The sequence below is a fragment of the Microbulbifer maximicatervae (SeqCode) genome (assembly GCF_052467825.1).
This window is the reverse complement of the sequence record NZ_CP174327.1, coordinates 1915905-1934545: the sequence shown is the minus strand read 5'-3', so window position 1 is coordinate 1934545 and position 18641 is coordinate 1915905. Positions and strand designations below refer to the sequence as shown.

General features: G+C 48.7%; 14 protein-coding genes. 8 read left to right on the top strand and 6 right to left on the bottom strand.

All coding sequences use genetic code 11. The features are described from left to right. Positions 1 to 117 precede the first annotated feature (117 nt). Genes rpe through ACJJII_RS08525 form a run of 3 tightly spaced genes read right to left on the bottom strand, consistent with a single transcriptional unit; the run spans position 118 to position 2619 of the window. Positions 118 to 780 (bottom strand): ribulose-phosphate 3-epimerase, encoded by a 663-nt coding sequence (rpe, locus tag ACJJII_RS08535; protein WP_444892691.1) that lies wholly within the window; start codon positions 778 to 780, stop codon positions 118 to 120. 19 nt (positions 781 to 799) lie between these two features. Beyond that, positions 800 to 1507, bottom strand: coding sequence for a nucleotidyltransferase family protein (locus tag ACJJII_RS08530; protein ID WP_444895316.1), 708 nt, complete (start codon positions 1505 to 1507; stop codon positions 800 to 802). Between the two features lie 38 nt (positions 1508 to 1545). Then, entirely contained in the window at positions 1546 to 2619 is a 1074-nt protein-coding gene (locus tag ACJJII_RS08525; protein ID WP_444918902.1) for an aminoglycoside phosphotransferase family protein, read from the bottom strand. Between the two features lie 295 nt (positions 2620 to 2914). Here ACJJII_RS08525 and ACJJII_RS08520 point away from each other — a divergent pair, with 295 nt between their 5' ends. The 5 genes from ACJJII_RS08520 to ACJJII_RS08500 all read left to right on the top strand — a co-directional run bounded on the left by ACJJII_RS08520 (position 2915) and on the right by ACJJII_RS08500 (position 9714). Then, positions 2915 to 5524 carry an LPS-assembly protein LptD gene (locus tag ACJJII_RS08520; RefSeq protein ID WP_444918901.1) on the top strand — a complete coding sequence of 870 codons (2610 nt, stop codon included), beginning with the start codon at positions 2915 to 2917 and terminating at the stop codon, positions 5522 to 5524. Then, positions 5524 to 6864 (top strand): peptidylprolyl isomerase, encoded by a 1341-nt coding sequence (locus tag ACJJII_RS08515; protein ID WP_444918900.1) that lies wholly within the window; start codon positions 5524 to 5526, stop codon positions 6862 to 6864. Before ACJJII_RS08520 ends, ACJJII_RS08515 begins: the two co-directional genes overlap by 1 nt. 76 nt (positions 6865 to 6940) lie before the next feature. Continuing rightward, entirely contained in the window at positions 6941 to 7924 is a 984-nt protein-coding gene (pdxA, locus tag ACJJII_RS08510; RefSeq protein WP_444918899.1) for a 4-hydroxythreonine-4-phosphate dehydrogenase PdxA, read from the top strand. A gap of 149 nt (positions 7925 to 8073) precedes the next feature. Then, positions 8074 to 8874 carry a 16S rRNA (adenine(1518)-N(6)/adenine(1519)-N(6))-dimethyltransferase RsmA gene (gene rsmA / locus ACJJII_RS08505; protein WP_444918898.1) on the top strand — a complete coding sequence of 267 codons (801 nt, stop codon included), beginning with the start codon at positions 8074 to 8076 and terminating at the stop codon, positions 8872 to 8874. Positions 8875 to 8901: 27 nt separating this feature from the next. Continuing rightward, on the top strand, positions 8902 to 9714 hold the full coding sequence (locus ACJJII_RS08500; RefSeq protein WP_444914862.1) for a symmetrical bis(5'-nucleosyl)-tetraphosphatase: 813 nt from the start codon (positions 8902 to 8904) through the stop codon (positions 9712 to 9714). A gap of 116 nt (positions 9715 to 9830) precedes the next feature. On the opposite strand, the gene ACJJII_RS08495 is transcribed toward ACJJII_RS08500, so the two are convergent. Together ACJJII_RS08495 and galE are read right to left on the bottom strand one after the other, a co-directional pair. Further along, the gene (locus ACJJII_RS08495; protein ID WP_444918897.1) at positions 9831 to 11156 is read right to left on the bottom strand and encodes a M1 aminopeptidase family protein; all 1326 of its coding nucleotides are present in this window, start codon (positions 11154 to 11156) and stop codon (positions 9831 to 9833) included. Positions 11157 to 11505: 349 nt separating this feature from the next. Continuing rightward, positions 11506 to 12534 (bottom strand): UDP-glucose 4-epimerase GalE, encoded by a 1029-nt coding sequence (galE, locus tag ACJJII_RS08490; RefSeq protein ID WP_444914865.1) that lies wholly within the window; start codon positions 12532 to 12534, stop codon positions 11506 to 11508. 339 nt (positions 12535 to 12873) lie between these two features. Between galE and ACJJII_RS08485 the strand changes: the two genes are divergently transcribed. From ACJJII_RS08485 to ACJJII_RS08475, 3 genes are all read left to right on the top strand, one after another. After that, entirely contained in the window at positions 12874 to 14796 is a 1923-nt protein-coding gene (locus ACJJII_RS08485) for a PrkA family serine protein kinase (protein WP_413664238.1), read from the top strand. A gap of 238 nt (positions 14797 to 15034) precedes the next feature. Continuing rightward, positions 15035 to 16312: a YeaH/YhbH family protein gene (locus tag ACJJII_RS08480; protein ID WP_444918896.1), complete on the top strand. Its 1278-nt coding sequence runs from the start codon at positions 15035 to 15037 to the stop codon at positions 16310 to 16312. Then, positions 16312 to 17901 (top strand): SpoVR family protein, encoded by a 1590-nt coding sequence (locus ACJJII_RS08475; protein WP_444912041.1) that lies wholly within the window; start codon positions 16312 to 16314, stop codon positions 17899 to 17901. Before ACJJII_RS08480 ends, ACJJII_RS08475 begins: the two co-directional genes overlap by 1 nt. A gap of 76 nt (positions 17902 to 17977) precedes the next feature. Here ACJJII_RS08475 and ACJJII_RS08470 read toward each other — a convergent pair whose 3' ends face one another. Continuing rightward, positions 17978 to 18550: a helix-turn-helix domain-containing protein gene (locus ACJJII_RS08470; RefSeq protein ID WP_413664235.1), complete on the bottom strand. Its 573-nt coding sequence runs from the start codon at positions 18548 to 18550 to the stop codon at positions 17978 to 17980. Positions 18551 to 18641 lie beyond the last annotated feature (91 nt).

The window sequence follows — 18641 nt, the reverse complement described above, 5'->3', positions numbered from 1 at the left end:
CATCGCCAACTGTTTGTCAGGGAGAAAGAGTGGTTCACGGAAATTCCCTCAGTGCAGGCGCACAAGTTAACAAATCCCGTCTATGGCGGGCAAGAGATTGCCCGCCAGTTTTGTAAATTAAGCCAAACTCTTACGCATGGCTGCAATCACTTCAGCGTAGTCCGGGGTATTGAATATGGCAGACCCAGCGACAAAGGTATCTGCTCCAGCTGCAGCAATTTCGGCAATATTGTCGCGATTCACACCGCCGTCGATCTCAAGGCGAATATCAAACCCAGACTCATCAATCAACTTGCGGGCTTCTTTTAACTTGGTCAGGGTATTGGGGATAAACTTCTGTCCACCAAAGCCTGGGTTCACCGACATCAGCAGGATCATATCCAGCTTATCCATTACATACTTGGCCGCATCGAGGCCACTGGCTGGATTGAACACCAGCCCGGCTTTACAGCCGAGACTGCGGATCAATTGTAGGGAGCGGTCCGGGTGACGAGAGGCTTCTGGGTGGAACGTAATATAGGTAGCTCCGGCATCGGCGAACATGCGAATCATTTCATCCACCGGCTCCACCATCAGGTGCACATCAATCGGAGCCTCAACACCGTGTTTGCGAAGGGCCTGGCATACCATAGGGCCAATCGTGAGATTTGGCACATAGTGATTGTCCATCACATCAAAATGCACCCAGTCCGCTCCGGCTGCCAACACATTGTCCACTTCCTCACCCAAACGTGCGAAATCTGCGGAGAGAATAGAGGGGGCGATCTTGTAATCTGACATCAAAATATCCTTTGGTAACTCAACTTTCGCCAGTCAGTCGGCGATCTAAATTTTCCAGGCGCTCGGGGGTTCCCACATCGCACCAGTCCCCCTCATAGAGTTCAGCTTGTAGCTTATCCTCATTAAAGGTGAACACTTCCCCAAGCCCAAAGCATTCGCGACGCTTAGGGTATTCAGTGAGGGTTTCAGCTCGCAGCCAGCTAATACCCGCAAAGGTATAGCGGGGCTTGGCTGTACCCGACAGCAAGCCACCTTCTATGCCAAAATCTCCATCGGGGTTATGGGGAGGATTAGGGACCATCAAAAGACGCCCAGGGCAAGACTCCGGCAGCGGCCTCTCGATCCATTGCGACAGGTCATAGTCACACCAGACATCACCATTAACCACCAAAAACGATGAATCGCCGATCAGTGGCAGTGCCTTGAGAATCCCGCCGGCAGTTTCCAGTGGCTCCTCCTCATGCTCCACAGAATAATGAATATCCAACCCCCAGCGGGAACCAGAACCAAGCTGTTGACGAATTTTGGGTCCTAAGTAGCCCAGGTTAATCACGACCTTTTGCACACCAATAGCTGCCAAGCGCTCAATTGCATATTCAATCAGGGGCTTACCGGCAATCGGTAACAGAGGCTTTGGTGTTTGGTCAGTCAGTGGGCGCATACGGCGCCCAAAACCTGCTGCCAATACCATGGCAGTCAAAGGGGAATTCTCTTTGGGTTTGCTCATTAAATTAATCTGTACAGTTTTCGTACGGCCTACTTCGGCTAGTCACCGGCACAGCGGTAATCGCTGTACCAGGGCAAAGGCTCTATCTGCGGCAGTAGGGTGCCGCTGAACCAATCAGTAAACGGCTCCAGCTCTGGGTAGCGCTCAGCGGTTTCCAAAACATAGCGAATCACCAGCGGCAGGTGCTGCAAGTATCCCTGCTTTCCATCACGCAGACTGAGGCGCGGGAACAGACCCAGCACTTTAATATGACGCTGTAACCCCATCCAGTCGAACCAACGAAGATAGCGTTGCGGATCCACAGGCTGCATAACACCCGCCGCTTCTGCGGTCGCGACGTAAGCCAGCACCCAGCGCTCTACCCGCTCGCGGGGCCAACGGATATAGCAATCTTTGAGCAGAGACACCAGATCGTAGGTGGCGGGCCCCCACACTGCGTCTTGAAAATCGACAATCCCCGGCCTTTCCCCGTCGCGGATCATCAGGTTGCGACTGTGGTAATCCCGGTGAACAATCGTGTGAGGCTGTTCCTCCGCACTGTTAAGCAACAATTCAAAGGTTTGCTCCAGCAGCTTTTCTTCCCGCTCTGAAAGCTGGTAGCCAAGTAGCTCTCGCACCAGCCACTCAGGCATTACATGCATTTCCTTAAGAAGTAGTTCCCGACTATAAGCTGGGAATAATTGTTCCTCAAAAGGGATTTGCTGCAGGCATAAAAGTTCACTCATTACCTCTGCGTAGAGTCCCTCAACACTGTCGCTGTTGAGCACACTATATAACTGGGTATCCCCCAAATCTTCCAGCAGCAGGTACCCCTCCGCGGTGTCTGCAGCAATCACCATCGGCGTATGGATACCGTTGCGGCGCAAGTAATCAGCCAGAGCCACAAAGCGGGCGGGGTTAGTCAATTGGGGGGGAGTATCTACCGCTATCAGTGACGGCTCGGTTAGAGTGCGAAAATAACGGCGAAATCCAGCATCTCCCGCCAAGCTCGATAAATCAGCCGGAGCCCCCATATCCAGGGCCACACCAACCCACTCACTCAAGGCATTATGTCTGGGATCGGAGTCGATCTCGCACCTTTTCTCAACTTCACTGCTCGATCTTAGGCTCATCTTATATTCCAACTGTTTCTAGCTGCATTTTAACCCCGAGCCTCTCTGCGTCCAGAGACGCCATCACTTTTATTGGAGCCCCTACTTTGCCTCAGCTAAAAACAGAACACGAGTTCCAGGTAATTTGCGTTTCGAAGCTGAGCCTCTAGCTGTAACATTACGACTTCAGTACGGCTATTAACCACATCTACATTCAAGTAGAATCGGACGATGATTTTGCGCGCCCCGGCTCGAAAGCTGTCGCACGTATCCATCGATAAAGAAACACTAAAAGATAGCTGGAACATATCGTTTGATGCTTGAAGTCTCCCGGTGGCGTCGCCTCGCTCTGGCGATTGCTAATAACTCCCAAGCCCGCTCCATCGCTCTCGGCCTAATCGCTGCTCAGCCTCTGTGGGCGCAAGCCAATCAGGGCGAGTCGTACCCTGACCCAGACTACAACCCCTATTTGTACTTGGACTGGTTGCCCCGCTCTGAGCTAACCCCGGAGGAATTAGCCAATCTACCGGCTGTGTGTTCTGGTGCCTTTGTGGCCCCTCCGCGCAACTATCCCGGTTCTGACCTGCCCCCTGGGGAGGCCCCACTGAGAGCCACTGCTGAGAAATCCCAGTGGCTGGAAGATGGTTCAGCCGAGCTGAGCGGAAATGTACATATTACCCAGGGTTATCGGCAGCTCTTCGCCGACCAGGTCAAACTGAATCGCCCGGAAAATATCGCTACTTTAGATGGTGCGATTGAGCTTCGGGAGCCCGGTTTGCTAATCCGCGGTTCCTCCGCCGAAGTTCACACCGAAAGCGAAGCGGCCTCTGTTGAGGATGCTACCTATGTGGTGCACGATGCTTTTATCCACGGCGGGGCCGAGCTGGTGGCGCGTCAAACCAGTGGTGAATTAACCCTGACCGAAGGGACATATACTCGCTGTGAGCCCGGTCGTGAGTTCTGGCAACTCACGGGCCGCGAGATCAATATTGATGAAGTAGAAAGCCAGGGTACTGCACGGGATGTGCGCCTGAAGATTCTGGACGTACCTGTCTTATACCTGCCGTATTTCCGCTTTCCTGTGGGCGATGCGCGCATGTCCGGTTTCTTGTTTCCCACACTCAGCAACAGCGATAAGAATGGCTGGGACCTCGCAATACCCTACTACTGGAATATTGCACCTCAGATGGATGCCACCATTTCCCCGCGTTATATCCAATATCGCGGAGCCGGACTGGAGGTTGAGTTCAGACACCTGGCAGAAATGTTTAGTACGGAAATCCGTCTAGCCGATCTACCAGACGACGATGGCGGCAACAATGACCTTGCCCAGGACCTAATTGATGAAGGCTTCCCTGAGGACCTGGTTCTTCCCTACAAGGGTGAGGACCGCTGGCTGATCAGTTTGGAGCAGCAAGGTGGCTACAGCGGTAGTGTCTGGCGTACCGATATCGACTATACCAAGGTCAGCGATCCAGACTATTTCCGCGATTTGAGCACGGCCAACCTCGATATCAATGCGGAAACCCGAGTTAGCCAGAAAGTTCAGGGGCTACTGCGCAGCGAGCACTGGCGAGCCACACTGCGTACCCAGGACTATCAAGTGCTAGAAAATGACGCCTTCGATACATTTGCCCAATATCCTCGTTTGGATATAGACGGCGATTACCGCTGGGATGACTGGCTGTTGACTATGCAGAACGAAGTCACTAGCTGGGATCACAGTGACACACAAACCATAAGGTTTATCGAAGACACCGATGACCCCGACAGTGTCACTACTCGAACACGGGACTTTATTACCGCAGATCGTCTGCGCCTCGACTATGAATTCTACTGGGATAAAGAGTGGCTCTGGGGATATTTTAAGCCGGGAATTGCTGGTCGCTACCTCGCTTACAGTGTGAGTGACCTGTTTCTACCTGAGGATGCCGACGATACCCCGGATGCGGCTGCCGCCCAGTTTATTCTGGATACTGGGCTCTACTTTGAGCGCGATAGCCACCTATTTAACCGCGACTTTATCCAGACACTAGAACCTCGGCTGTTTACCCTGATTAGCAGCAATGCCGATCAGAGTGACTTCTTTGATATCAGCGGTCGTGCTAACGATGTCGATCCTGAAATTAGGATCGACCCTGACAGTAACAACTTGCTGTACGACACGTCACTTTACACTTTCAGTTACGACCAGTTATTCCGCGATAGCCGATTTACCGGAAATGACCGGATCGACGATGCAGACAGACTTGCCCTGGGCCTGACAACCCGCTTTCTGGATCCAGTCAGTGGCCGGGACCTCTTCTCCGCCAGTGTCGGACAGGTCTACTACTCCAGTGACAGGCAAATCGGCCGCACCGCTTACATTGAGGATACTCAACGGTCAGAGCTAGCTGCACGAATCGAAAGTCGCCCTTTCGAATCCCTGCGCCTGGGGACTGAGCTGGTCTATGAAGATAGTGAGCACAATATTAATCGCGGTAATTTCAGCCTGCGCTATCTTGACGACGACTACCGAATCTTTAATTTAAGCTATTACTACGAGCGCCCAGACTCAACGGATGATGAGGATGAGGACGAAGATGAAGATGAAACCGTGAGTCAACTAAATGCCTCAACAGTCCTCCCACTTGGTACTCATACCTCACTCATGGCCGGTGCCAGCTATGATCTTACTTTGAATCGGGAACTGGAATACCTGGCAGGAATCGAATATGACGACTGCTGCTACCGTACCCGACTGGTGTGGCGACGCACACTGGACAATGATCTCGCAGGGGTTGTATCTGCTGAAGACCTTGAGTACGACGAAGGTATCTATCTTGAAGTCGAACTCAAAGGATTAGCAGGCTTTGGTTCAACCGTGACAGAAATGCTGACCCAGGGGATTGCCAACTTTGATCAGAGAGAAGAGCTGAAACAGTGATGAGAATAATTAAGAGATTCGTACCGAAACTGGGCCTGGCACCCGTACTGGCAGCTGGCGCTCTGATCGCCGCCACTGCCACCGCACAAGTCAGAAACCTTGACCGGGTAGTTGCTGTTGTTGACGACGATGTTGTGATGGCCAGTGAATTGACCCAGCGCATGAATACCATCGCCAGCCAAATCCAAGCACAACAGGTACAGGCCCCTCCTGTGGATGTTTTGCGCCGCCAGGTTCTCGAACAACTCATTATCGAACGTTTGCAACTGCAGATGGCCTCTCGCGCAGGTGTCACTGTTTCTGAATCGGAGTTGGACCAAGCTATCGCCCGTGTCCAACAAAATGCCGGAGTCAGCCCCGAAGAATTCCGCCAGCGGCTGCTCGCTGACGGTATGAGCATGAAGAGCTTTCGTCAGCAAATTCGCCAAGAGCTGATGATTCGCCGGGTCGAGCAGGGCAGCGTTAACCGCCGGATCCAAATTACCGACCAAGATATCGATAACTTCCTACGCTCCAAGGAGGGGGAGTTTTGGAAGTCCCCTCAATTTGAGCTTGGCCATATTCTGATCCCCGTAAGTTCCAGTGCCCCCAGCAGCGAAGTTACCCAGGCACGGGAAAAGGCTGAAGACCTAGCTCAGCAGGCCAAAGACGGCGCTGACTTCCGCCGCCTGGCGATCGCAAACTCTGCCGGCCAAAATGCACTTACCGGTGGTGACTTGGGTTGGCGCAAGACCGTCGAGCTTCCTACTCTTTTTGCCGATGCCCTCACCGACTTAAAAGCTGGCGATGTTACCGAGCCTTTCCGCAGTGATGCCGGCTTTCACCTATTAAAGATTCACGCGCAGAAAGGCGCCAGCGAGCAGTTGGTGGAACAGACAAAAGTTCGCCATATCCTGCTTAAGCCGTCCGCTATTCTTACCGATGACCAAGCTTACAATAAGCTGATTGAGCTCCGTGAAGAGGCCATGGCCAGCGATAACTTTAGCGAGCTCGCGCGAGAGAACTCAGAGGATATAGGTTCTATGCTATCCGGTGGCGATCTTGGCTGGTCTATGCCCGGGCAGTTTGTGCCAGAGTTTACCCAGGCTATGGATGCAACTGAGATTGGCAGCATTAGCCTGCCTTTCCGCAGCCAGTTCGGCTGGCATATCCTGCAGGTTGAAGATCGGCGCAAACAGGATATGACCGACAAATATATCCGCAATCAGGCAGCCAATTTGCTGCGCAACCGCCGCTATGAAGAAGAACTGCAAAACTGGCGCCGTGAGATTCGCGACCAGGCATACGTTGAGATCAAATTGTCGGACTCTGAGACCACCGAGGACTCAGGAAACCAATAGTAAGCCGCTTTTTCAGCGGGAAAGACCGGGCCCTGTGCCCGGTTTTTTTTTGTAGCTACAGGAAAGTTATATAGCAATGGCTCCTAAAATTGCCTTCACCCCCGGAGAACCTGCAGGTATTGGCCCTGAGCTGGCTGTGAAGATTGCACAAGAGAGTTCTCCAGCACAGATTGTCGCAATTGCTGATCCCCTGCTACTGACAGAGACCGCTACGGCATTGGGGTTGCCTCTTCAGCTCCTTCCTCTGTCCACAGCAGGCACAGAGGGGACACCTGCCGGTGCTCTCTACATACTACCGGTCTCCATAGCCGAGCCTGCTAAACCCGGCTTACTGAATGCAGTCAATGCACCCTATGTATTGGAAACTCTTACAGTTGCGGCAGAGGGGTGCCTGGCCGGCCAGTTTGATGCCGTGGTTACAGGGCCCGTACACAAAGGCATTATCAATGATGCCGGTACTCCATTTAGCGGCCATACAGAGTTCTTTGCTGAAAAAGCCGGTGTTGAGCATGTCGTTATGATGCTAGCAGCAGAGGACCTTCGAGTTGCTCTAGTGACAACTCACCTGCCCCTCAAAGAGGTGAGCGCTGCTATCACCCCCCCGCTTCTAGAGCAGATTATTACCATCCTCGACGCCAGTTTGCGGGAACATTTCTGCATCTCCAATCCTCGTATTAGCGTTTGCGGCCTCAACCCCCATGCTGGAGAGGGGGGACACATAGGCCATGAGGAAGTAGAAATAATTGAACCCACACTCGAACACTTGCGCCACCAAGGTATATCACTGAAAGGTCCACTTCCCGCAGACACTCTTTTTACCCCGCCGCATTTGTCGGAATGTGACGCCGTTTTAGCTATGTATCACGATCAGGGGCTTCCAGTGTTAAAATTCAAGGGTTTTGGCCACGCCGTCAATATCACTTTGGGGCTACCCTTTATCCGCACTTCAGTAGACCACGGCACAGCTCTCAATATCGCGGGCACAGGCATTGCAGACTGCGGCAGCCTCAAAGCCGCACTGTCTCAGGCTGTGGCGATAGCTAAATTGCGCAGTTCCTAACCAGTGCCTAAAACTTGCTTGGAGAAAGTGTAAACCATGCCCTCACCACGTGAGCGCAGTGAAAGGCCCTAAAGGGTATCCAACTGAAATGCTCACTAGCACCCCAAGGCTTAACCGCAAAATTAATCATCCAGGTTACAGATATATCAATGGATAACTTCTTTCAACACAAAGCCCGCAAACGCTTTGGACAAAACTTTCTCGTCGATGAAAATATTATCGAGCGCATTGTTCGTGCGGTAGGCCCTAAAGAATCAGATACGCTAGTGGAAATTGGCCCGGGCCAAGGGGCAATTACAGAATTACTACTAAAACGGTGCCCATCTCTAACCGCTGTCGAACTGGATCGCGACCTGATTCCGATGCTGGAATTTAAATTCAGGGAATACCCGGAATTTAGCATCATTGAAAAGGACGCATTAAAATTTGACTTTGGCACCTTTGCTGGAGATAAGCAGCTACGCATTGTCGGTAACCTTCCATATAACATATCCACACCATTACTGTTCCATCTGCTCAGTTTTCGCGGGCAAGTCCAGGATATGCATTTTATGCTGCAGAAAGAGGTGGTAGATCGGCTCAGTGCTACGCCTTCGACTAAATCTTATGGGCGACTTAGCGTGATGGTTCAATATTACTGTCGCGTACAGGGCCTATTCCCTGTCCCTCCGCAGTCCTTCCGGCCCGCCCCCAAAGTGGATTCTGCCATCGTGAGATTGGTTCCCCACAGCACTCTGCCATTTACCGCAAAAGATGAAGAATTATTGGAAAGAATCGTCAATATAGCCTTCCAGCAGCGCCGTAAGACCCTGCGCAATGCTTTAAAACCCCTATTCCCGGATCTCGACCCCGAGCTGCTGCCCATTGATGCCGGCCGCCGACCAGAAACCTTAAGCGTCGAGGACTTTGTTAAGCTGGCCGACTACTGTACAAACTTGCAACAACAATAATTATTTTTCATATTTTTGGGGGAAACCTTGGCAACTTACGCCATCGGAGATATTCAAGGATGCTTTGCAGCTTTTCAAAGCCTTCTCAAGAAAATCAATTTTAGTGCTGACCGTGACAAGCTCTGGCTTGCCGGAGACTTGGTTCACCGAGGTGAGGATAGCCTGAGCACCCTTCGCTATCTCTATGAGCACCGCCAGCAGGTTACAGCAGTGTTGGGCAACCATGATCTCCATTTACTGGCGATCGCCCATGGCGCTAAATCTCTGTCTGAAAAAGAGCACGACCTTGCCAAGGTTTTAAAAGCAAAAGATTCTGATAAGTTACTGGAGTGGCTACAAAGCCTACCCCTTCTAGTACATAAGAAGGGGTACACCATGGTGCATGCGGGTATCCCTCCCATTTGGAGCGTTACTAAAGCGCAAAAGCTCGCCACTGAAGTGCATAAGGCCCTCGCCGACGAAGCTATGGCAAAGGCATTTTTTTATGGCATGTACGGTAATGAGCCACACTGTTGGGATGATCATTTGATCGGCATCGAACGCCTGCGGTCCATTACCAATTACTTCACAAGAATGCGATTTTGTAAGGCTGATGGCACTCTGGATCTAATCAATAAAAAGGGGGTCCAGGCCTCTCACGGTGAATACCAGCCATGGTTTAGCTTTCCCAATCGAAAAACCAGAAATGACAAGGTTATTTTTGGGCATTGGGCTGCCCTGGAAGGCCGCGCAGATACTGAGAATATCTATGCCCTAGACACAGGTTGCGTTTGGGGAGGGTACCTGACTGCAATGCGATTAAGTGATGAAGAATTTTTTTGTACAGATTGCAGCTTATAAAAATTACTTCGCCCTGAAGCCTAAAAGAAGAATTTAAACCGACCGAACCTCAAAAAAAATAAACTGACAGTTATCACCTGGGAGTGTAACTGTCAGTTTACCTAGCTTGAATAACCTTATAAGCCATAAGTTAATTGATCCAAAGCAACTCCTACACTCGACGGTTTCCCATCAAGTAAAAGCTCAATAGAGTTAACAAGTTCCGCTGCTCCTTCCCTCTGGCTGAGAAGCACCAAGAAAGTATCAGCGCCTTTTTCTCCGCCGCCCTCGACCTCTTGACGAAAACTGCTCCACATTGAAAAAATATTTGACGGATCAGTATTTTCACTTTGCAGAAACAGGTCAATTGCTCGATGTATGAGCAGACCACAGCTATAATACAGATCAAACCTGCCCCTGTTAGCAGCCTCAACCAAAGGAATCTCTTTTACACCTTTTGTGCAACTTTCCTTAAAAGCCTTAATTTTATTAGAGACATATTTTGATGACTCGGGATACAAATCTAATAAAGCCAGCGCGGCTAACCAATCCGCATTCCCTTCATGTAACCACGATTCATTTGCATCACCATACAATCCTGTTTCACTACCCTGCTGGTATAAATGTGCGACCTCATGAGCAAAAAACCAAATGGTTTCATTAATAAAGTTAGGGTCGGAAAATTTCCCATCAAGTTCATTCATATTCCAATGCATAAAAACCTGATGTGGCAAGGTCCCCCCCTGCCAAGAGTTATCATCGACATTCGCATATGATGCATACAAAGAAGGCTTTGTTCCACTTAGTGCCCCAAGCCTTTGCTCAAAATAACTCATTAACCTGGGAATATCTGATTCTAAAGACAATCTCAATTTTTCTGGCAAACCGTTATCAATAACAGCTACAACACTAGCTGTATTTATAGGTTCTTGAGTTCCAACATAGACATTCATTCCATTATCACGATCAATCCAGCTGGCGGTCCCAACATTTATCTTCCCGTTAATGATCATATGCTCACCTGGGGGAACTTGCATAGTTATTCGCCAGGCTTTTACTTTATCATCACAGTTGTCAATACAAGCAAAAAAGCGGCCTGTGTATATCAGGCTTCCACCATCTGAATAGGGGGAGAAAGGTGCATAGTCTTTGGGAAGAGATATATAGCTAGGCGTCAAATAAATTTCAATGTGTTCGAATGAACTTCTATCTTTTCTAACCAGAAACTCTTCACCATCCATAGAAACCAATTCAAATTCTGGTGACACAGACTTCCAGCGTTTTATACGAGAGGCATCCGGGTTACGTACAAAGCTAATCCGGCTTGCCGGCCTATCCATTTGATAAGTAAGCTTCCAGAGCTTATCGCCCTGCTTCTCAATCGCGATATCCACCCCAGATATATCTTCAGCTAAAGCTGAAAAACCAGTTAAAACTAACAGTAAAAACTGAATATATTTCAATCTTAACTCCTTTTAGATTGAGAAAAATAAATAAAAATTGAAGTCATAAATGCTTCCATATATTGATAACTATCAATACAGAGTTATACATACAACCAGACAGACAAATAATTCTTATTCTTCGTTAATCAGAAACGTTCAAGTCAATCAACAGGATTGTATCTATCAGTAGCTTAATACCCCCTTAACGCAGGTACTGTTGATATAATTTTATTTAGAACATGAAAGAAACTCATTGCCTGCAATATCCGCATGGAGCTGCGCAAGCAATGAGCACTATCAGGTTGATAGAAAAACCTAATCCTCTGTGAGGCAAAAATAGGATCAAATTTCCTTAACTTAATTTTGCCTAATCTGCACTGTACCCTTTAGGATTTTTATACTGCCAACGCCAGGTATCTTTCACCATACGCACTAAATCATACTCAGCTTTCCACCCCAGCTCTGTTTCAGCCAGCTCTGGATCTGCGTAACACTCTGCAATATCTCCGGGTCTCCGCGGAGCAATGTTATAGGGAATTTCCTTCCCGCTGACACTCTCGAAAGCACGAACGACTTGTAAAACAGAACTGCCCTGTCCCGTCCCCAGATTATGGGTATAACAACCCTCAGAAATTTCTTCTTTACATATTAAGTTTAGCGCCGCCAAGTGTCCGCGAGCCAGATCAACTACATGTATATAATCTCGAACCCCAGTACCATCGACGGTATCATAATCACCACCAAAAACCTGTAGCTGCTCCAATCTACCTACTGCCACTTGGGAAACATAGGGTAGTAAGTTATTGGGGATACCACTGGGATCTTCACCAATAGTCCCACTTTCATGGGCCCCAATCGGATTGAAATAACGCAACAAGCTCACTTTCCACTGGCTGTTCGGCGCAGCACAAAGATCTCGCAACATGTTTTCCACAATCAACTTACTTGAGCCATACGGGTTGGTTGCGCCAGTAGGAAAATCTTCTTTAATTGGTACTGTTTCAGGATCACCATAGACCGTTGCCGACGAACTGAAGATCAGGCGGTGAACTCCAAACTCCTCCATCACCTCACATAAAGTTAAGGTCCCAGCTACATTATTCTGGTAATAGCGCAGAGGCTGCGCAACAGATTCACCAACTGCTTTCAACCCCGCGAAGTGAATTACGGCGTCAATCTTATGATCAGAGAATACTTTGCGTAAACCTTCCTTATCACTAATATCCAGATGGTGAAAAGGGATATTTTTGCCAGCAATTAACTCGACCCTCCGTAGGGCTTCCTCACTGCTATTCGATAGGTTATCCACAACTACAGGCTCAAAGCCGGCAGCAAGCAACTCGATACAGGTATGACTGCCAATATATCCGGCACCTCCAGTCACCAAAATCGCCATTTATGTTCCTCAATATTTCTCTAATACCCAATATGGGCTGTAGTAAAGCGTAAAACAGCCGCCCAATTCAACCTATATAAGTGACATTCCACTGTCTCATTCAAAGGGAAAGCTATGCTGGAAAAGCTGGAGAGCATTCAACACTTACTCCAGCAAAGAACAAGGTTCACAACGGCAATAACGATAGTGCTTCACGCCAAGCGTATCCCAAACACGATCTGGACTTTACAGCTCATACATCGCTCGTCCCATTTGGGCAAGAGAAGCCAAGGGCGTACGACATCCTAACCAAAGCAGGGAACTGAGCTAATTCCAGTAGGCTACAGGGAGGTAGACACCATGACAATTTTCAATCACTACTTGGAAAGATACGAATCTATCCAGGACGAGGAACTCAGTATTCAGGAATACCTGGAGCTGTGTAAGACAGACCGCAGTGCCTATGCGTCACCAGCTGAGAGGATGCTGATGGCCATTGGCGAGGCCGAACTGGTAGACACCTCACGGGACCCGCGCCTGTCACGTATTTTCTGTAATAAGGTTATTAAGCGATACAAGGCCTTCAGTGAATTCTATGGTATGGAGGAAGCCATAGAGCAAATTGTCTCTTTCTTCCGACATGCCGCACAGGGTCTGGAAGAGAAGAAGCAAATCCTGTACTTGCTAGGTCCTGTTGGTGGCGGAAAGTCATCCCTTGCAGAGCGGTTAAAAGCCTTGATGGAGCAGGTGCCCATCTATGCAATTAAGGGATCGCCAGTATTTGAATCTCCCTTGAGCCTTTTCTCTCCTACTGAGGATGGCCGCATCCTTGAAGAGGACTACGGAATTGCACGTCGATACGTAAACACTATTATGTCTCCCTGGTCTGTTAAGCGATTGCATGAATTTAAAGGGGACATCAGTAAATTCCGTGTCGTAAAAATTCGTCCATCTATTCTCGATCAAGTTGCCATCTCAAAAACAGAGCCCGGTGATGAAAATAACCAGGATATTTCATCACTGGTTGGCAAGATCGACATTCGTAAGCTTGAGGATTTCCCCCAGAATGACCCTGATGCCTATAGTTTTTCTGGTAGTTTATGTAGGGCCAACCAGGGACTGATGGAGTTTGTCGAGATGTTCAAAGCGCCTATCAAGGTGCTTCACCCCCTACTAACTGCAACACAAGAAGGAAATTACAACAGTACAGAGGGATTGGGGTCAATTCCGTTCAACGGTACAATCCTCGCTCATTCCAATGAATCAGAATGGCAATCCTTCCGCAATAATCGCAACAATGAGGCTTTCCTGGATCGTATTTATATCGTCAAGGTACCCTACTGTGTAAGAGTGCAGGAAGAAATACGAATCTATCAAAAACTGCTAGAAAATAGCTCCTTGTCAAAAGCGCCCTGTGCACCAGACACCCTGCGGATGTTGGCGCAATTCTCTGTATTGTCGAGAGTTAAAAACCCTGAGAACTCCAGCCTTTATTCAAAGATGCGTATCTATGACGGTGAAAACCTAAAGGATACCGACCCCAAAGCAAAAACCATTCAGGAATACAGAGATAATGCAGGGGTAGATGAAGGCATGAACGGACTATCCACCCGTTTCTCCTTTAAGATCCTTTCAAAAGTTTTCAATTTCGATGCTACTGAGGTGGCGGCAAATCCAGTCCACCTACTCTATGTTCTGGAACAGCAAATAGAGCAGGAGCAATTTCCACCAGAAGTGCAAGAGACTTACCTCGGGTTTATCAAGGAATATTTAGCTCCAAGATATGTAGAATTTATCGGTAAGGAAATCCAAACGGCTTACCTGGAATCCTACGCTGAATACGGCCAAAACTTGTTTGATCGCTATGTCACTTACGCTGATTTTTGGATACAGGACCAGGAGTATCGCGACCCAGAAACCGGTGAAATACTGGATCGCGGCGCCCTTAATGAAGAGCTTGAAAAGACAGAAAAACCTGCAGGAATTTCCAATCCGAAAGATTTCCGCAATGAAATAGTCAATTTTGTACTCCGCGCCAGGGCTAACAATCAAGGAAAAAATCCCGACTGGAGATCTTACGAAAAATTACGTGCCGTTATCGAGAAAAAAATGTTCTCCAATACGGAAGATCTTCTGCCAGTTATATCCTTTAATACCAAGGCGTCAGCAGATGATAAACGCAAGCATGCAGACTTCGTTGCGCGTATGGTTGAACGCGGCTATACCGAGAAGCAGGTTAGATTGTTATCCGAATGGTATCTACGCGTGAGAAAATCTCAATAGTAAGGTTTTCCTCCATTAAGGTCACTGGAAAAACACGAGGAAGCCAAACCCGGATACTGATTAGATCATTAACTTTTAGTGAGCACTTGAATGATTTCACAGCACCTTATCGGGACCCTCAATGGCTCACTATAGTGAAGATACCAATAATTGTGTTTGGTGGATTCAGCAGGAAATATTCTGAATAGATTTATGGCGACGGATGCCTGTGAGCTTTATTCAGAACAAAGGCAGAAATATGAGCTATATCATCGACCGCCGCTTGAATGGAAAGAAAAAGAGTACCGTTAATCGGCAGCGATTCTTAAGGCGCTACAAGGCTCACATTAAGAAAGCTGTCGGCGACGCCATGAATAGCCGCTCTATTATGGACATGGATAAGGGAGAGCAAATCAGTATCCCTACTCGGGATATCAGCGAACCCTTATTTTCTCACGGTAGCGGTGGGCACGTAGAGCGAGTTTTACCCGGAAACAAGCAATTTACTGCTGGTGATCGTATCCCTCGTCAAGGTCAGCGAGGCGGTGATGGAAATGGTGGTGGTGCCAGTGATAGCGGGGAAGGGGTTGATGAATTTGTCTTCCAGATATCACAAGAAGAGTTTCTGGACTTTATGTTTGAGGGGCTCCAGCTGCCCAATATGATCAAGCAACGCCTGGCCGGCAACGAGTCTTTTCAAATAGTACGTGCCGGAATTAGTAATGAAGGAACTCCAGGTCGTCTCAATGTGATCCGCTCACTCAGGGCTGCCCATGCAAGACGCATAGCCTTGACCAGTAATAAGCGAAGGAACCTGCGCAATTTAGAGGAAGACCTATCCCAAGAAGAAAACAAAGATACTGCTCTGCGAGACCAGCGCAAAATTGAGGCTCTTAAAAACCAAATCGCCGAACTTCGCAGCCGTATCAATCGAGTCCCTTTCCTTGATGATTTCGACCTGAAATATAACCTGCTGATTCGACAACCAAAACCTCGATCTAGGGCGGTGATGTTTTGCCTGATGGATGTATCCGGCTCGATGAACCAAGCCACAAAGGATATGGCCAAACGCTTCTTCTTACTTTTATATTTGTTCCTACAGCGCAGTTATGAATATACAGAAGTCGTTTTTATTCGACACCACACTAGCGCCAAAGAAGTTGATGAAGAGGAGTTTTTCTATTCACGGGAAACTGGCGGCACCATTGTCTCAAGCGCGCTCAAATTAATGCGACGTATTATAAGAGATCGCTACCCCGCCAGCGAATGGAATATCTATGGAGCCCAGGCCTCAGATGGTGATAACTGGAACGACGACTCCAGTACCTGCCACCGAATCCTTATCGACGATATTATGCCCCATGTGCAGCATTACTCTTATGTGGAAATTACTCCCAGAGATCACCAGGCCCTGTGGGAAGAGTATGAAAGTGTCCGCACTTTATTCCCCGATCACTTTGCTATGGAGCAGATTGTCGATGTACAGGATATTTATCCGGTGTTCCGACAACTGTTCCGCCAAAAGGTGACTGCCTGATGCTCGACAAATTTGCCAGTGGCGCTGAAGCATCTGAATCTGAGTCGCGTCAGCCCATATCAACAAGCTCAGAATGGACTTTTGAATTAATTCAGGAATATGATCGCGCCATCGGCGCACTGGCAGAAGAGTTTGGGTTAGATACCTACCCAAATCAGATTGAAGTTATCTGCTCAGAGCAGATGATGGATGCCTACTCCTCGGTAGGAATGCCAGTGGGTTATCACCACTGGTCTTTTGGCAAGCAATTTATCAGCGTGGAAAATAATTACCAGCGCGGATTGATGGGGCTGGCTTATGAAATAGTCATTAATTCTAATCCCTGCATCGCTTACCTCATGGAAGAAAATACCATGACAATGCAGGCTTTGGTGATTGCTCACGCCTCCTATGGGCACAATTCTTTCTTTAAAGGGAATTACCTGTTTCGCTCCTGGACAGATGCCAGCAGTATTATTGACTATCTGATCTTTGCCAAAAATTATATTTCCCGCTGTGAAGAGCGCTACGGGCTTGATGAAGTCGAGGCCATTCTCGACTCCTGTCATGCCCTAATGAACTACGGTGTAGACCGCTATAAACGCCCTTACCCAATCTCGGCTATTGAAGAAGAACGCCAACAGCAAGAGCGAGAAGAGTACCGCCAGAGGCAGCTCAATGATTTATGGAGGACCATCCCAAAACTCGGTGACGGTATAGAGGAGACAAAGGAGAAACGTTTCCCCGAAGAGCCTCAGGAGAATATCCTGTACTTTGTTGAGAAAAATGCCCCTCTCCTGGAAAACTGGCAACGGGAGCTGGTGCGTATTGTACGTAAGCTGGCCCAATATTTTTATCCACAGCGGCAAACCCAAGTAATGAATGAGGGCTGGGCTACCTTCTGGCATTACACTCTCTTAACCGAGCTGTACAAGCGCGGGCGGGTGACTGAAGGCTTTATGATGGAGTTTCTTCAAAGCCACACCAATGTTATCTACCAACCCTCTTTTGACAGCCCTCACTACAGCGGTATCAATCCCTATACCCTGGGCTTTAGTATTTTTACTGACTTACGGCGTATCTGTGAAAGCCCCACTGAAGAGGATCGCCGCTGGTTCCCAGACATTGCTGGAAGTAATTGGCGTGAAACCCTTCAATTCGCCATGCGCGACTTCAAAGATGAAAGTTTTATTTTACAATTCCTGTCTCCCAAGGTTATGCGAGACATGAAACTGTTTTGTATCAGCGACAACGATAAAGAGAACGATATCATTGTCAGCGCAATTCACGATGAGAGCGGTTATCGCCAGTTAAGAGAGAACCTTGCGGGACAGTACAACCTGGGCAATCGGGAACCGAACATCCAGGTATATTCAGTAGATACCCGTGGTGACCGTTCACTGACCCTGCACCACACACAGCACCGCCGTCGCCCTCTTGGTAAAGATACAGCAGAGGTATTAAGGCATCTTCACCGGCTATGGGGCTTCGATGTTCACCTGAACAGTTTGAACGGGGATCAAATAACGGCCAGTTGTCACTGCCCGGAGCAAGGTCGGGACCGACCGGAGGGTGAAGAAGAGTCTATGTTAATACCAAAACCCATTTAGGTTTCAGCGCGGGAACTGTTGAAATACCAGCCCCGCACAGAATGGGGAAATAATACCCACTAGCGAATCGCGCTACTTAGGCATCAGCTTCCAACAAAAGCTTGGCCTTTGCAGAAAGTTCACCGTGCTCAGAACGGTGAGTTAAAAGAGCATCAGCTCCAGCATCCAGCCAACGGGCTTTCTCGCCATCGTCATCAGAAGGCACAACCAGAATGCTCAAATTTGAATACTCACTGCGGGATCTGAGGTAGTCCAGCACCTGAAACCCACTCTCCCCAAGCAATCCAGTGTCAACCACTAACAACGCCGGCTTGGCACTCGCCATCAAGATACCAGCGGAAAAACTATCACTGGCTACTTCTACTTCACACCCCATCTGCTGAAGCGCCTGGCGTCCACCTGAAGTCAGCTCAGGATCAGTCGTTAACAAAAGCACTTTTCGACTGGGAACTGCCAGGTCGTTCGGAACTGGCATTGAGTTGTCCCGCAGGAAGCCCACGAAATCCTCAACACAGATACGGTGGTCACCACGCCCTGGAAGTTTGTATGCCTTGAGCTGGCCACGCTCAATCCAGCGAATCACCGTTCGGAAGTTAACACCGCAGTACCTGGCTGCTTCCCCGGTGGTTAGCACATGTAATTCGCTCATCTTTATTCTCCCCAACAACTGCGATTAAAAAGAAGAACAGTCAACTTCCCGAAAGTATCCTCTGCCCCACAGAGTTACACGTGAAATTATC

Coding starts and splice junctions, on each gene's coding strand:
- rpe (WP_444892691.1), bottom strand. CDS start 780: ATGTCAGATTACAAGATCGCCCCCTCTATTCTCTCCGCAGATTTCGCA.
- ACJJII_RS08530 (WP_444895316.1), bottom strand. CDS start 1,507: ATGAGCAAACCCAAAGAGAATTCCCCTTTGACTGCCATGGTATTGGCA.
- ACJJII_RS08525 (WP_444918902.1), bottom strand. CDS start 2,619: ATGAGCCTAAGATCGAGCAGTGAAGTTGAGAAAAGGTGCGAGATCGAC.
- ACJJII_RS08520 (WP_444918901.1), top strand. CDS start 2,915: ATGCTTGAAGTCTCCCGGTGGCGTCGCCTCGCTCTGGCGATTGCTAAT.
- ACJJII_RS08515 (WP_444918900.1), top strand. CDS start 5,524: ATGAGAATAATTAAGAGATTCGTACCGAAACTGGGCCTGGCACCCGTA.
- pdxA (WP_444918899.1), top strand. CDS start 6,941: ATGGCTCCTAAAATTGCCTTCACCCCCGGAGAACCTGCAGGTATTGGC.
- rsmA (WP_444918898.1), top strand. CDS start 8,074: ATGGATAACTTCTTTCAACACAAAGCCCGCAAACGCTTTGGACAAAAC.
- galE (WP_444914865.1), bottom strand. CDS start 12,534: ATGGCGATTTTGGTGACTGGAGGTGCCGGATATATTGGCAGTCATACC.
- ACJJII_RS08485 (WP_413664238.1), top strand. CDS start 12,874: ATGACAATTTTCAATCACTACTTGGAAAGATACGAATCTATCCAGGAC.
- ACJJII_RS08480 (WP_444918896.1), top strand. CDS start 15,035: ATGAGCTATATCATCGACCGCCGCTTGAATGGAAAGAAAAAGAGTACC.
- ACJJII_RS08475 (WP_444912041.1), top strand. CDS start 16,312: ATGCTCGACAAATTTGCCAGTGGCGCTGAAGCATCTGAATCTGAGTCG.
- ACJJII_RS08470 (WP_413664235.1), bottom strand. CDS start 18,550: ATGAGCGAATTACATGTGCTAACCACCGGGGAAGCAGCCAGGTACTGC.